The sequence below is a fragment of the Pseudomonas sp. GW822-FHT03F08 genome (assembly GCF_058801265.1).
Window position 1 is genome coordinate 380,361 of record NZ_JBXANC010000001.1, and the last position, 12,672, is coordinate 393,032.

13 protein-coding genes are annotated in these 12,672 nt (G+C 62.1%); 7 read left to right on the forward strand and 6 right to left on the reverse strand.

The genetic code is table 11. The features are described from left to right. Positions 1–101: 101 nt before the first annotated feature. Together trxA and AC1RME_RS01775 are read right to left on the reverse strand one after the other, a co-directional pair. A complete protein-coding gene (gene trxA, locus AC1RME_RS01770; protein WP_003206727.1) occupies positions 102–431 on the reverse strand; it encodes a thioredoxin TrxA in 330 nt (109 codons plus the stop codon). Between the two features lie 120 nt (positions 432–551). Continuing rightward, positions 552–1,259 (reverse strand): FadR/GntR family transcriptional regulator, encoded by a 708-nt coding sequence (locus AC1RME_RS01775; protein ID WP_096817395.1) that lies wholly within the window; start codon positions 1,257–1,259, stop codon positions 552–554. Positions 1,260–1,515: 256 nt separating this feature from the next. On the opposite strand from AC1RME_RS01775, the gene AC1RME_RS01780 reads away from it, so the two are divergent. The 5 genes from AC1RME_RS01780 to ppx all read left to right on the forward strand — a co-directional run bounded on the left by AC1RME_RS01780 (position 1,516) and on the right by ppx (position 5,981). Then, positions 1,516–2,301 (forward strand): transporter substrate-binding domain-containing protein, encoded by a 786-nt coding sequence (locus tag AC1RME_RS01780; RefSeq protein ID WP_493090325.1) that lies wholly within the window; start codon positions 1,516–1,518, stop codon positions 2,299–2,301. A 21-nt stretch (positions 2,302–2,322) separates the two neighbouring features. Beyond that, positions 2,323–3,003, forward strand: a complete 681-nt coding sequence (locus tag AC1RME_RS01785; RefSeq protein WP_011336489.1) for an amino acid ABC transporter permease — start codon at positions 2,323–2,325, stop codon at positions 3,001–3,003. Continuing rightward, the gene (locus AC1RME_RS01790) at positions 3,000–3,650 is read left to right on the forward strand and encodes an amino acid ABC transporter permease (protein WP_134828470.1); all 651 of its coding nucleotides are present in this window, start codon (positions 3,000–3,002) and stop codon (positions 3,648–3,650) included. Before AC1RME_RS01785 ends, AC1RME_RS01790 begins: the two co-directional genes overlap by 4 nt. Then, a complete protein-coding gene (locus AC1RME_RS01795; RefSeq protein WP_096817391.1) occupies positions 3,637–4,374 on the forward strand; it encodes an amino acid ABC transporter ATP-binding protein in 738 nt (245 codons plus the stop codon). Before AC1RME_RS01790 ends, AC1RME_RS01795 begins: the two co-directional genes overlap by 14 nt. Positions 4,375–4,478: 104 nt before the next feature. Further along, on the forward strand, positions 4,479–5,981 hold the full coding sequence (gene ppx / locus AC1RME_RS01800; protein WP_096817389.1) for an exopolyphosphatase: 1,503 nt from the start codon (positions 4,479–4,481) through the stop codon (positions 5,979–5,981). A 66-nt stretch (positions 5,982–6,047) separates the two neighbouring features. On the opposite strand, the gene ppk1 is transcribed toward ppx, so the two are convergent. After that, on the reverse strand, positions 6,048–8,273 hold the full coding sequence (ppk1, locus tag AC1RME_RS01805; RefSeq protein WP_096817387.1) for a polyphosphate kinase 1: 2,226 nt from the start codon (positions 8,271–8,273) through the stop codon (positions 6,048–6,050). Between the two features lie 18 nt (positions 8,274–8,291). Continuing rightward, complete coding sequence (hemB, locus tag AC1RME_RS01810) at positions 8,292–9,305, reverse strand: porphobilinogen synthase (RefSeq protein WP_007951836.1); 1,014 nt, start codon at positions 9,303–9,305, stop codon at positions 8,292–8,294. 208 nt (positions 9,306–9,513) lie between these two features. On the opposite strand from hemB, the gene AC1RME_RS01815 reads away from it, so the two are divergent. Beyond that, a complete protein-coding gene (locus tag AC1RME_RS01815) occupies positions 9,514–10,170 on the forward strand; it encodes a DedA family protein (RefSeq protein WP_096817385.1) in 657 nt (218 codons plus the stop codon). On the opposite strand, the gene AC1RME_RS01820 is transcribed toward AC1RME_RS01815, so the two are convergent. Continuing rightward, positions 10,151–11,386, reverse strand: coding sequence for a sterol desaturase family protein (locus AC1RME_RS01820; protein ID WP_493090328.1), 1,236 nt, complete (start codon positions 11,384–11,386; stop codon positions 10,151–10,153). The two genes, AC1RME_RS01815 and AC1RME_RS01820, sit on opposite strands and share 20 nt — an antisense overlap. 116 nt (positions 11,387–11,502) lie before the next feature. Between AC1RME_RS01820 and elbB the strand changes: the two genes are divergently transcribed. After that, the gene (elbB, locus tag AC1RME_RS01825; protein WP_096817382.1) at positions 11,503–12,171 is read left to right on the forward strand and encodes an isoprenoid biosynthesis glyoxalase ElbB; all 669 of its coding nucleotides are present in this window, start codon (positions 11,503–11,505) and stop codon (positions 12,169–12,171) included. A gap of 45 nt (positions 12,172–12,216) precedes the next feature. Here the strand turns inward: elbB and AC1RME_RS01830 are convergent, their stop codons facing one another. Next, a complete protein-coding gene (locus AC1RME_RS01830) occupies positions 12,217–12,672 on the reverse strand; it encodes a YaiI/YqxD family protein (RefSeq protein WP_085746828.1) in 456 nt (151 codons plus the stop codon).

Sequence of the window (12,672 nt, forward strand, 5' to 3'; positions counted from 1 at the left end):
GGGGCCGAATGTATCACCTGAGTTTCGGAGCGTCTAGCCCTGAATACGCAAAAAGCCCCGCGATTTGCGGGGCTTTTTGAGGACAATCTTTACCGCGACGCTTAGATGTTGGCGTCGAGGAAAGCAGCCAGTTGCGACTTCGACAGAGCGCCGACCTTGGTCGCTTCCACGTTGCCGTTCTTGAACAGCATCAGGGTCGGAATACCACGTACGCCGTGCTTGGCCGGGGTTTCCTGGTTTTCGTCGATGTTCAGCTTGGCAACGGTCAGCTTGCCTTTGTAAGTCTCTGCAATCTCGTCCAGAACCGGAGCGATCATTTTGCAAGGGCCGCACCATTCAGCCCAGTAGTCGACCAGGACAGCGCCTTCGGCCTTGAGTACGTCGGCTTCGAAGCTAGCGTCGCTAACGTGTTTGATCAGATCGCTGCTCATGGAATTCTCCAGGTTGTAAGCAAAAAAACGTGGCCCATCATAGCCGCCCTTCCCTTGTTCAGGAAGCTGCAGATGATTGAGTCTTGCTATGGCACTCGATGAGTTTGGGTATAGCTCAAGTCACGCGCTGGCGGGGGCGATGAAGGCAATTCCAGTGCGCAACGCCGCGTTGCGCACGTGCTCCTGCATGGCTTTCTGGGCGGCAGCGGACGCCCGGCGCGCCAGGGCGCGGAGGATCTTGCGGTGTTCCTGCCAGGTTTCCATGGCCCGTTCGGCGCGGATGAACGGTAGCTTCTGGCTCTCCAGAAAGATGTCGGCGCTGGCGGTGAGGATGCTCAGCATCGCCTGATTGCCGCTGGCCCGCAGGATCCGCCGGTGGAATTCGAAATCCAGTTTCGCCGCGGCCTCGAAGTCGCCGGCGCGCAGTTGCTCACGCATGGCGGCGACGTTGTCTTCCAGTTCATCCAGATCAAACGTGCTCAGCGTCACCGCCGCCAGCCCGGCCGCGAACCCTTCCAGCGCATAGCGCAACTGGAAGATCTCCAGCGGCGAGGCCTGGGCTGCAAACGGCCAGGCCGGCGCACCCTCCCCGCGCGGCAGCTCCACCGGCGACTGCACGAATACGCCCTTGCCCGGCTGGATGCTGACCACCCCCAGCGCACTCAAGGATGACAACGCCTCGCGCAACGACGCCCGGCTGACCCCCAACTGTACCGCCAGATCCCGCTGCGAGGGCAGCGCATCACCGGGGCCGAAACCCTGCTCGGTAATCAGTTTGCGGATCGCTTGCAGCGCCACTTCGGGTACGGCGCGGGAGATCGAGTTCATGGTTTTCCAGTCGGACCAGGCCAAGGTGCGGCCAGTTGTAAAGCTATTCGAGGCGTCAGGCAAGTCATGCCCCAGCGGGGTTCGACGGCGCACGCCGATGCGCTATCGCAGTGCGAAATCCAACCTGACTGTTCAGACCAGTAAGACCGAACAAACCCGCTAAACCCGTGGCTTTGCGCAGCCAAACCGCTGTCTTGGCACGGCCCATGCTCTGTCCGATCGCAGAATTCACTTCCCGCCGATCCGGAGATTGTCCATGACGAAGCGTTACAGCGCCCTCCTCGCCGCCCTGTTTGCCGGTCTGATGCTGAGCCAGGCCCCCTCCCATGCCGACGGTCTGGACGACGTAGTCAAACGCGGCACCTTGAAAGTCGCCGTGCCTCAGGACTTCCCGCCCTTCGGCTCGGTCGGCCCGGACATGAAGCCGCGCGGCCTGGACATCGATACTGCGAAACTGCTGGCCGACCAGCTCAAGGTCAAACTCGAACTGACCCCGGTCAACAGCACCAACCGCATCCCGTTCCTGACCACCGGCAAGGTCGACCTGGTGATTTCCAGCCTCGGCAAGAACCCCGAGCGCGAGAAGGTCATCGATTTCTCCCGCGCCTATGCGCCGTTCTACCTCGCCGTGTTCGGCCCGCCGGAGGCAGCCGTCAGCACCCTGGACGACCTCAAGGGCAAAACCATCAGTGTCACTCGCGGCGCCATCGAAGACATCGAGCTGACCAAGGTCGCCCCCGAAGGCGTGACCATCAAGCGCTTCGAAGACAACAACTCGACCATCGCCGCCTACCTCGCCGGCCAGGTCGACTTGATCGCCAGCGGCAACGTGGTGATGGTGGCGATCAGCGAAAAGAGCCCGAAACGCGTGCCCGCGCTGAAAGTGAAGCTCAAGGATTCGCCGGTCTACGTCGGCGTAAACAAGAACGAGCCGGCGCTGCTGGGCAAGGTCAACGAGATCCTGGCCACCGCCAAGGCTGACGGCGCGCTGGAAAAGAACGCGCAGACCTGGCTCAAAGAGCCGCTGCCGGCCGACCTCTGACCGGCGGCGCGGGAGACTTTCATGGCCTATCAGTTCGATTTCTTGCCGGTGGTGGAAAACACCGACCTGCTGCTGCGCGGGGCGCTGTTCACCCTTGAGCTGACAGCCATCGGCGCGCTGTTCGGGGTTGGTGTGGGTATTGTCGGAGCGCTGGTGCGGGCGTGGAACATCCGTCCGTTCTCGACAATCTTCGGCGTGTACGTCGAGTTGATCCGCAACACGCCGTTCCTGGTGCAGCTGTTCTTCATCTTCTTCGGTCTGCCGTCCCTTGGCGTGCAGATATCCGAGTGGCAGGCCGCGGTGCTGGCGATGGTGATCAACCTCGGTGCGTACTCGACCGAGATCATCCGTGCCGGCATCCAGGCGATCCCGCGCGGGCAACTGGAGGCCGCTGCTGCGCTGGCGATGAGCCGTTTCGAAGCGTTCCGCCACGTGGTGCTGCTGCCGGCACTGGGCAAGGTCTGGCCGGCCCTGAGCAGCCAGATCATCATCGTCATGCTCGGCTCGGCGGTGTGTTCGCAGATTGCCACCGAAGAGTTGAGCTTCGCCGCCAACTTCATTCAGTCGCGCAACTTCCGCGCCTTTGAAACCTATGCCCTGACCACCCTCATTTATCTGTGCATGGCGCTGCTGATCCGTCAGTTACTGAACTGGCTCGGTCGGCGCTACCTGTCGAAAAGCAGCGCAAGGAGCAGCCAATGAGCGACTTCACGTTCTGGGACATCCTGCGCAACCTGCTCACCGGCCTGCAATGGACACTGGCGTTGTCGCTGGTGGCATTCATTGGCGGCGGGATCGTCGGGTTGCTGATCCTGGTCATGCGCATCTCGAAAAACACCCTGCCCAGCAGCATCGCCCGCACCTGGATCGAACTGTTCCAGGGCACGCCGCTGTTGATGCAGCTGTTTCTGGTGTTCTTCGGCGTGGCGCTGGCCGGCGTGGAGATTTCACCGTGGATGGCGGCGGCGATTGCCCTGACGCTGTTCACCAGCGCCTATCTGGCGGAGATCTGGCGCGGTTGCGTCGAGGCGATTCCCAACGGCCAATGGGAAGCTTCGTCGAGCCTGGCGCTGAATCCGCTGGAGCAATTGCGCTACGTGATTCTGCCGCAAGCGCTGCGCATCGCCGTGGCGCCGACCGTGGGCTTCTCGGTGCAAGTGGTCAAAGGCACCGCCGTGACCTCGATCATCGGCTTCACCGAACTGACCAAGACCGGCGGCATGCTCGCCAACGCCACCTTCGAACCGTTCATGGTCTACGGCCTCGTCGCCGCCGGCTACTTCCTGCTCTGCTACCCCTTGTCCCTCAGTGCGCGCTACCTGGAAAGGAGACTGCATGCCTCTGCTTAGAATTTCCGCCCTGCATAAATACTACGGCGATCACCACGTACTCAAAGGCATCGACCTGAGCGTCGAGGAAGGTCAGGTCGTGGCGATCATCGGCCGCAGCGGCTCGGGCAAATCCACCCTGCTGCGCACCCTCAACGGCCTGGAATCGATCAACGACGGCGTGATCGAAGTCGACGGCGAATACCTTGACGCCGCCCGCGCCGACCTGCGCAGCCTGCGGCAGAAAGTCGGGATGGTGTTCCAGCAGTTCAACCTGTTCCCGCACCTGACGGTGGGCGAAAACGTGATGCTCGCGCCGCAAGTGGTGCAGAAAGTGCCCAAGGCCAAGGCTGCGGAGCTGGCGCGGCAGATGCTGGAGCGCGTCGGCCTCGGCGAGAAATTCGATGCCTTCCCGGATCGCCTCTCGGGCGGCCAGCAACAACGCGTGGCGATTGCCCGGGCGCTGGCGATGTCGCCCAAGGTGCTGCTGTGCGACGAGATCACCTCGGCGCTGGACCCGGAACTGGTCAACGAAGTGCTCAGCGTGGTCCGCCAGCTCGCGAAGGAAGGCATGACGCTGATCATGGTCACCCACGAAATGCGCTTCGCCCGGGAGGTCGGGGACAAACTGGTGTTCATGCACCAGGGCAAGGTGCATGAGGTGGGCGACCCGAAGGTGTTGTTTGCCGATCCGCAGACGCCGGAACTGGCGAATTTCATCGGAACCGTGGAAGTCGCAGGCTGAAAGCAGGCCGTCAGTGCGCTAAATCAAGGGTTTGTACCATGCGCGTTGGCGGCAGCGTTTGATCGTGGCACGATGTCGAGGTTATCGACCGAGACCCCCAGACCATGCCGCAATCCCAAGCCAAGAATCTGTCCCTGATCGCCGCGATCGACCTGGGCTCCAACAGCTTCCACATGGTCGTGGCCAAGGCCCAGAACGGCGAAATCCGTATTCTCGAACGTCTCGGGGAGAAGGTTCAGCTGGCCGCCGGCATCGACGATGAGCGCCATCTCAACGAAGAATCCATGCAGCGCGGGCTTGATTGCCTCAAGCGTTTTGCCCAACTGATCAACGGTATGCCGCTGGGCGCCGTGCGGATCGTCGGCACCAACGCTCTGCGCGAGGCGCGCAACCGTGGCGAATTCATCCGTCGTGCCGAAGAAATCCTCGGCCACCCGGTGGAAGTCATCTCCGGCCGCGAAGAGGCGCGCCTGATCTACCTCGGCGTCTCTCACACCCTCGCCGACACTCCGGGCAAACGCCTGGTCGCCGACATCGGCGGCGGCAGTACCGAATTCATCATCGGCCAGCGCTTCGAGCCGTTGTTGCGCGAAAGCCTGCAAATGGGCTGCGTGAGTTTCACCCAGCGCTACTTCAAGGACGGCAAGATCACCCCGGCACGCTACGCCCAGGCCTACACGGCGGCGCGGCTGGAAATCATGAGCATCGAACACGCCCTGCACCGCCTGACCTGGGATGAAGCCATCGGCTCCTCGGGCACCATCCGCGCCATCGGCCTGGCGCTGAAGGCCGGCGGACATGGCACCGGCGAAGTGAACGCCGAAGGCCTGGCGTGGCTCAAGCGTCGCCTGTTCAAGCTCGGCGATGTCGACAAGATCGATTTCGAAGGCATCAAGCCGGATCGCCGCGCGATCTTCCCGGCCGGCCTGGCGATTCTTGAAGCGATCTTCGACGCCCTCGAACTGCAACGTATGGATCACTGCGAAGGCGCGCTGCGCGAAGGCGTACTCTACGACCTGCTCGGCCGCCATCATCACGAAGACGTGCGCGAACGCACCCTGACCTCGCTGATGGAGCGCTACCACGTCGACCTGGAACAGGCCGTACGCGTCGAGCGCAAAGCCCTGCACGCCTTCGATCAAGTGGCTGTCGATTGGCAGCTGGACGATGGCATCTGGCGCGAACTGCTGGGCTGGGCGGCGAAAGTGCACGAAGTCGGGCTCGACATCGCTCACTACCAATACCACAAGCACGGCGCCTACCTGATCGAGCACTCGGACCTGGCCGGTTTCTCCCGCGAAGACCAGCAAATGCTCGCCCTGCTGGTGCGCGGCCACCGCCGCAACATCCCCAAGGACAAGTTTGCCGAATTCGGCGACGACGGCGACAAGCTGATCCGCCTGTGCGTGCTGCTGCGCTTTGCGATCCTGTTCCACCACATTCGCGGCACCCAGACCATGCCGCAGGTCGCGCTGCACGCCAATGGCGACAACCTCGATGTGGAATTCCCGGAGAACTGGCTGGATGAAAACCAGCTGACTCAGGCGGATTTCGCACTTGAGGCCGAGTGGCTGACGCGGGTGGGGATTGTTCTGACCGTGCACTGAGTAACCGGCAGGCACAAAAAAGGCGATCCGGATGGATCGCCTTTTTTATTGCTTTGAGACCTGCGGTCAGCTGCTGACCGGCAGAATCGGGCTGCCCAACCGCTCCAGCAACGTCGCCTGCGCACTGCGCGGGTTCTGGTTGCCGGTCGGCGTGTTGCGGATGTAGCGGCCGTCCGACTGCAGGCTCCAGCTGTGGGTGTTGTCGGTCAGGTACAACTCCAGCTCTTTCTTGACCCGGGTCAGCAGCTTCTTGCCTTCCACCGGGAAGCAAGTCTCGACGCGCTTGTCGAGGTTGCGTTCCATCCAGTCGGCGCTGGACAGGAACATCTGCTCCTCGCCACCGTTGAGGAAGTAGAACACGCGGGTGTGTTCAAGGAAGCGACCGATGATCGAGCGCACGTGAATGTTGTGCGAAACCCCGGCGATGCCCGGACGCAGGCAGCACATGCCGCGCACCACCAGGTCGATGCGCACGCCGGACTGGCTGGCCTTGTACAGCGCGCGGATGATCTTCGGATCGGTCAGCGAGTTGAACTTGGCGATGATGTGCGCAGGTTTGCCGTCGAGCGCGAATTGCGTCTCGCGCAGGATCATGTCGAGCATGCCCTTCTTCAGGGTGAACGGCGCGTGCAGCAGCTTCTTCATGCGCAGCGTCTTACCCATGCCGATCAACTGGCTGAACAGTTTGCCGACGTCTTCGCACAAGGCGTCGTCGGAGGTCAGCAGGCTGTAGTCGGTGTACAGACGGGCGTTGCCGGCGTGGTAGTTACCGGTGCCGAGGTGCGCGTAACGCACGATCTCGCCGGCTTCGCGACGCAGGATCAGCATCATCTTGGCGTGGGTCTTGAAGCCGACCACGCCATAGATCACCACCGCACCGGCCGCTTGCAGACGGCTGGCCAGTTGCAGGTTGGATTCTTCGTCGAAGCGCGCACGCAGCTCGATGACCGCCGTCACTTCCTTGCCGTTACGCGCGGCGTCCACCAGCGCATCGACGATTTCCGAGTTGGCGCCGGAGCGGTACAGGGTCTGGCGTACGGCCAGAACGTGCGGGTCTTTCGCAGCCTGGCGCAGCAGGTCGACCACCGGGGTGAACGACTCGAACGGGTGCAGCAGCAGGATGTCCTGTTTACTGACAACGCTGAAAATGTTCTCGCTGTTTTGCAGCAGTTTCGGGATCTGCGGCGTGAACGGCGTGTATTGCAGCTCCGGATGGCTGTCCAGACCGGTGATGCTGAACAGACGCGTCAGGTTGACCGGACCGTTGACCTGATACAGCTCGGTCTCGCTCAGGTTGAACTGCTTGAGCAGGTAGTCCGACAGGTGTTTCGGGCAGGTGTCGGCGACTTCCAGGCGCACGGCGTCACCGTAACGACGTGAGAACAACTCGCCACGCAGGGCGCGGGCCAGGTCTTCGACGTCTTCGGAATCGAGCGCCAGGTCAGCGTTTCGGGTCAGACGGAACTGGTAGCAGCCTTTTACCTTCATGCCCTGGAACAGGTCATCGGCGTGGGCGTGGATCATCGACGACAGGAACACATAGTTGTCGCCAGGGCCGCCGACTTCTTCCGGCACCTTGATGATCCGCGGCAGCAAGCGTGGCGCCGGGATGATTGCCAGACCGGAATCGCGACCGAAGGCGTCGATGCCTTCGAGCTCGACGATGAAGTTCAGGCTCTTGTTCACCAGCAACGGGAACGGGTGCGTCGGGTCGAGGCCGATCGGGGTGATAATCGGCGCGATCTCGTCGCGGAAGTAACGGCGCACCCAGGTCTTGAGCTTGGTCGTCCAGTAGCGGCGACGTATGAAGCGCACCTGATGTTTTTCCAGCTCCGGCAGCAGGATGTCGTTGAGGATCGCGTACTGACGGTCTACATGACCGTGCACCAGCTCGCTGATCCGCGCCAATGCCTGATGCGGTTGCAGACCGTCGGCGCCGGCCTGTTCACGGGCGAAGGTGATCTGCTTCTTGAGGCCGGCGACGCGGATCTCGAAGAACTCGTCGAGGTTGCTGGAGAAGATCAGCAGGAACTTCAGCCGCTCCAGCAACGGATAGGACTCGTCCAGCGCCTGTTCCAGCACGCGGATGTTGAACTGCAGTTGCGACAATTCCCGGTGGATATACAGGCTGCTGTCATCCAGGCCGGGAATCGCGATCGCCGGGGCCGCCGGAGCGGGTTCAGTTGCCGGCGCGGGTGGCGCGGGCTCCAGTTCCGGCGGGGTTTCGGTAATCTGCTCGACCACGGGTTGAGCTTCTTTTACGGCAACTTCAGTGAGTCCTTCGGTATTCATCGAATGTTCCTGGGAGGGCTATTTCTGCTCTCGTAACAATTGAGCGGCACGGACAGCAAAGTAAGTCAGGATGCCATCAGCGCCGGCACGTTTAAAGGCGGTCAGGGATTCGAGGATCACGCCTTCGCTCAACCAGCCATTCTGGATCGCCGCCATGTGCATGGCGTATTCGCCGCTAACCTGATAGACGAAGGTCGGCACTTTGAAGGCATCTTTTACCCGGAACAAAATATCCAGGTACGGCATGCCGGGTTTGACCATGACCATGTCCGCGCCTTCAGACAAGTCCGCGCCCACTTCGTGCAGCGCTTCGTCGCTGTTGGCCGGGTCCATCTGATAGGAAGCCTTGTTCGCCTTGCCCAGGTTCGCGGCCGAACCTACGGCATCGCGGAACGGGCCGTAATAGGCGCTGGCGTACTTGGCCGAGTAGGCCATGATCCGCACGTTGACGTGACCGGCCAGCTCCAGCGCCTCACGGATCGCCTGGATGCGGCCGTCCATCATGTCCGACGGGGCAACCACCTGGGCGCCGGCGGCGGCGTGGGACAGCGCCTGTTTGACCAGTGCATCGACGGTGATGTCGTTCTGCACATAGCCTTCTTCGTCGAGAATGCCGTCCTGACCGTGAGTGGTGAACGGATCCAGGGCGACGTCGGTGATCACGCCCAGCTCCGGGAATCGGTCACGCAGGGCGCGGGTGGCGCGCTGGGCGATACCTTCGGGATTCCAGGCTTCGGCGGCATCGAGGGATTTGAGCTCAGGTGGCGTGACCGGGAACAGCGCCAGCGCCGGAATCCCCAGTTCGACCCATTTGGCGGCTTCTTCAAGCAGCAGGTCGATGGTCAGGCGCTCGACACCTGGCATCGAGGCCACGGCTTCGCGGCGGTTTTCACCGTCGAGCACGAACACCGGCAGGATCAGGTCATCGACCGTCAACACGTTCTCACGCACCAGTCGCCGGGAAAAATCATCACGGCGATTGCGACGCAGGCGGGTGGCAGGGAACAGACGGTTGGCTGGGGTAAAGCTCACGGCAGACTCCTGAGCCCGCGCAAACGGGCGAGCGTGACAGTTATAGATGGCCATTATGACCAACGTATTACAGTTATGTGCACCCCTGTGGCAGGTAGTCGCATTCCATTGTCGTTGTAGGAAATGTTCACGTCGAGACACATTTCGACACTTTCCTGAATGTGTCCGAAGGGTTAGGCTGCGCGTTCATTTCGCCAGCACCCAGACAATGCTCCAACAATTTCTGCATGACTTCGGCTACTTTGCCCTGTTTCTCGGCACGTTCTTCGAAGGCGAAACCATCCTGGTGCTCGCGGGCTTCCTCGCGTTCCGTGGATACATGGACATCAACCTGGTGGTGGTCGTGGCGTTCTTCGGCAGCTATGCCGGCGATCAGCTGTGGTACTTCCTGGGCCGCAAACACGGACGCAAGTTGCTGGCGCGCAAACCGCGCTGGCAAATGATGGGCGACCGCGCGCTGGAGCATATCCGCAAGCACCCGGACATCTGGGTCCTGAGCTTCCGCTTCGTTTACGGCCTGCGCACGGTAATGCCGGTGGCGATCGGCCTGTCGGGCTACCCGCCGGGACGCTATCTGCTGCTGAACGGGATTGGCGCTGCGATCTGGGCCGCCGCCCTCGCTGCGGCCGCATACCACTTCGGTGCGGTGCTCGAAGGCATGCTGGGCAGCATCAAGAAATATGAGTTGTGGGTACTCGGTGCGCTGCTGGTGCTGGGTGTCGGCCTGTGGCTGCGCCGCCGGTTCAAGAATGCCCGGCTGGCCAAGAAGGTCTACGAGGACGAGCAGGCCGAACAACTGGCCAAAGCCGAACGGCACAAGGCTGAACTGGCCAAGGCTACCGACCCTAAGACGCCAGCCGAATAAACCGCTGGCGGCAGCAATACAGCCCGACGCCGCTGAGCAGGCTGTAACCGAACAGGCCGACCCACATCTGCGGGCCGGCCGGCCATAACCCGACCTGCGGCGCCAGCCATACCAGCGGCAGGTTCGCGGCCAACCGCAGCAGTTCCAGCCTCAGCGCCCACGGGCGATTCTCCAGGGCCACGCCCAATACAAACAAACCGAATGCCACCGCGCCCCAACCCAGAATCAGGGCGCCGGTCGACAGGCTGTGTTCCAGATTCATCAGATAACTGCCCAGCGCCACGTAAACACCGAATTGCAGCACCACGTACCACTGCTGCCGGGTGCCCAACGGTACTTCGAATTTGCGGAACCGGCTCAAGTCCGGCTTGTGCATCGGGTATTTCGCCGCCACGTCTGCCGGACGCCAGCCGGTGCGCATGAACCAGATCCGCAGCTTGTCCCATTTGCTCCCGGCGCGGCGCGCGTCGTCCCACAGCTGCGCGTAAAACTGCACGTTGGCCCACAGCGGATTCCAGCTCGCCAGCGGAGTGGTCACACCGAAAATCACGGGCTCGTTGTCGTCCTCTTCCTGGAACGAACCGAACAGACGATCCCAAATAATGAACACCCCGCCGTAGTTGCGATCCATGTAGAGAGCGTTCTGTGCATGGTGGGCCCGATGATTCGACGGTGTGACGAAGTACCCTTCGAACCAGCCAAGCTTGGGAATGTGCTTGGTGTGAACCCAGAACTGGTACAGCAAATTGAGCGCCGCAACACTGACGAACACCAGCAACGGCACGCCGAGCACCGCCATCGGCAGGTAGAAGATCCAGCCCAGCAGAAACCCGGTGCTGGTCTGGCGCAACGCGGTGGAAAGGTTGTAGTCCTCACTCTGGTGATGCACCGAGTGAGCCGCCCAGAGAATGTTCCGCTCGTGGCCCATGCGGTGCAGCCAGTAGTAACAGAAGTCGTAGAGGACAAAAGCGAAGACCCACACCCAGACACTGTCCGCCGGCAACCTGACCAGCGCCAGATGCTCCAGGGCAAAGCCGTAGGTCACCAGCCCCACGCCTTTGGTCAGCAGGCCGGTGGTGGTCGACAACACCCCGGTGCTGATGCTGTTCACCGCATCGGCCAGGCGATAGTTGCTCACCCCGCGCCAACGGTCGGCGATGAGCTCTGCCACGATCAATACGAAGAAAAACGGCACCGCATACAGAATGAAGTTCATGACGCGCCCTGATCGAGATCCGTGTGCACAGATCCTAGGTGTAGCCGCGGCTCGACCCTATGGCAACGAACGACAAATTAGTGGACATTTAGCGCCATGAATCTGGAGAGAAACCCATGAGCAAAAAAGTTGCAGTGATCCTGTCCGGTTGCGGCGTGTACGACGGCGCCGAGATCCACGAAAGCGTCATCACCCTGCTGCGCCTCGACCAGCGCGGCGCCCAGGTGCAGTGCTTCGCCCCGGACATCGCGCAATTGCATGTGATCAACCACCTCACCGGCAAGGAGATGCCCGAGTCGCGCAACGTGCTGGTGGAATCGGCACGCATCGCCCGGGGCAACGTCAAGGATGTCCGTGAAGCCGATGTCGATGACTTTGATGCGCTGATCGTGCCCGGCGGTTTTGGCGCAGCGAAGAACCTGTCGAACTTCGCCGTCGACGGCGCGGGCTGCTGCGTTCAGCCGGACGTACTGGCGCTGACCGAGGCCTTTGCCGAAGCGGGTAAACCGGTGGGCCTGATGTGCATTTCGCCGGCGCTGGCCGCCAAGATCTACGGCCCGGGCGTGACCTGCACCATCGGCAACGATGCCGACACCGCCACGGCGATCGGCAAGATGGGCGCCACCCACGAAGACTGCGCCGTGACCGACATCATCGAAGACAAGGCGCGCAAACTGGTGACCACCCCGGCCTACATGCTGGCGCAGTCGATCAGTGAAGCGGCTTCGGGGATCAACAAGTTGGTGGATCGCGTGCTTGAACTGACCCACGAAAACGACGCCTGACGCGCGACAGTGATCATTCCCACGCGCTGCGTGGGAATGATTGCCTCAGGACTGGCGCGCCAACCGCGTCAGGATCCGGTCCAGCGCATTGGCGAACGCCTGCTTCTCCCGGTCGCCGAACGGCGCCGGGCCGCCGCTGACCTGGCCCTGCTCACGCAGATCGGTGAACAGGTTGCGTGTCGCCAGCCGTTCACCCATGTTCTGCGCGTCGAACTCTTTGCCTCGCGGGTCCAGCGCTGCAACGCCTTTCTTCACCAGCCGGTCGGCCAGCGGGATATCGCTGCAGATCACCAGTTCGCCCGGCACCGCGTGTTCCACCAGATAATCATCCGCCGCATCCGGGCCGCTCGGCACCACGATCAGCTTGACGATGGCCAGCGCCGGTTTGCTTTGCGGCTGCCCCGCCACCAGCACCACCTCGAAGCGGCGCTTGAGGGCGAACTTCACCACCAACTCCTTGGCCATCTTCGGGCAGGCGTCGGCATCGATCCATACGCGCAT

Bases quoted from the DNA above. Each gene is read 5' to 3' on its own strand.
- elbB (WP_096817382.1), top strand. From the start codon at position 11,503: ATGAGCAAAAAAGTTGCAGTGATCCTGTCCGGTTGCGGCGTGTACGAC.
- AC1RME_RS01780 (WP_493090325.1), top strand. From the start codon at position 1,516: ATGACGAAGCGTTACAGCGCCCTCCTCGCCGCCCTGTTTGCCGGTCTG.
- trxA (WP_003206727.1), bottom strand. From the start codon at position 431: ATGAGCAGCGATCTGATCAAACACGTTAGCGACGCTAGCTTCGAAGCC.
- AC1RME_RS01785 (WP_011336489.1), top strand. From the start codon at position 2,323: ATGGCCTATCAGTTCGATTTCTTGCCGGTGGTGGAAAACACCGACCTG.
- AC1RME_RS01775 (WP_096817395.1), bottom strand. From the start codon at position 1,259: ATGAACTCGATCTCCCGCGCCGTACCCGAAGTGGCGCTGCAAGCGATC.
- ppk1 (WP_096817387.1), bottom strand. From the start codon at position 8,273: ATGAATACCGAAGGACTCACTGAAGTTGCCGTAAAAGAAGCTCAACCC.
- AC1RME_RS01815 (WP_096817385.1), top strand. From the start codon at position 9,514: ATGCTCCAACAATTTCTGCATGACTTCGGCTACTTTGCCCTGTTTCTC.
- AC1RME_RS01820 (WP_493090328.1), bottom strand. From the start codon at position 11,386: ATGAACTTCATTCTGTATGCGGTGCCGTTTTTCTTCGTATTGATCGTG.
- AC1RME_RS01795 (WP_096817391.1), top strand. From the start codon at position 3,637: ATGCCTCTGCTTAGAATTTCCGCCCTGCATAAATACTACGGCGATCAC.
- ppx (WP_096817389.1), top strand. From the start codon at position 4,479: ATGCCGCAATCCCAAGCCAAGAATCTGTCCCTGATCGCCGCGATCGAC.
- AC1RME_RS01790 (WP_134828470.1), top strand. From the start codon at position 3,000: ATGAGCGACTTCACGTTCTGGGACATCCTGCGCAACCTGCTCACCGGC.
- AC1RME_RS01830 (WP_085746828.1), bottom strand. From the start codon at position 12,672: ATGCGCGTATGGATCGATGCCGACGCCTGCCCGAAGATGGCCAAGGAG.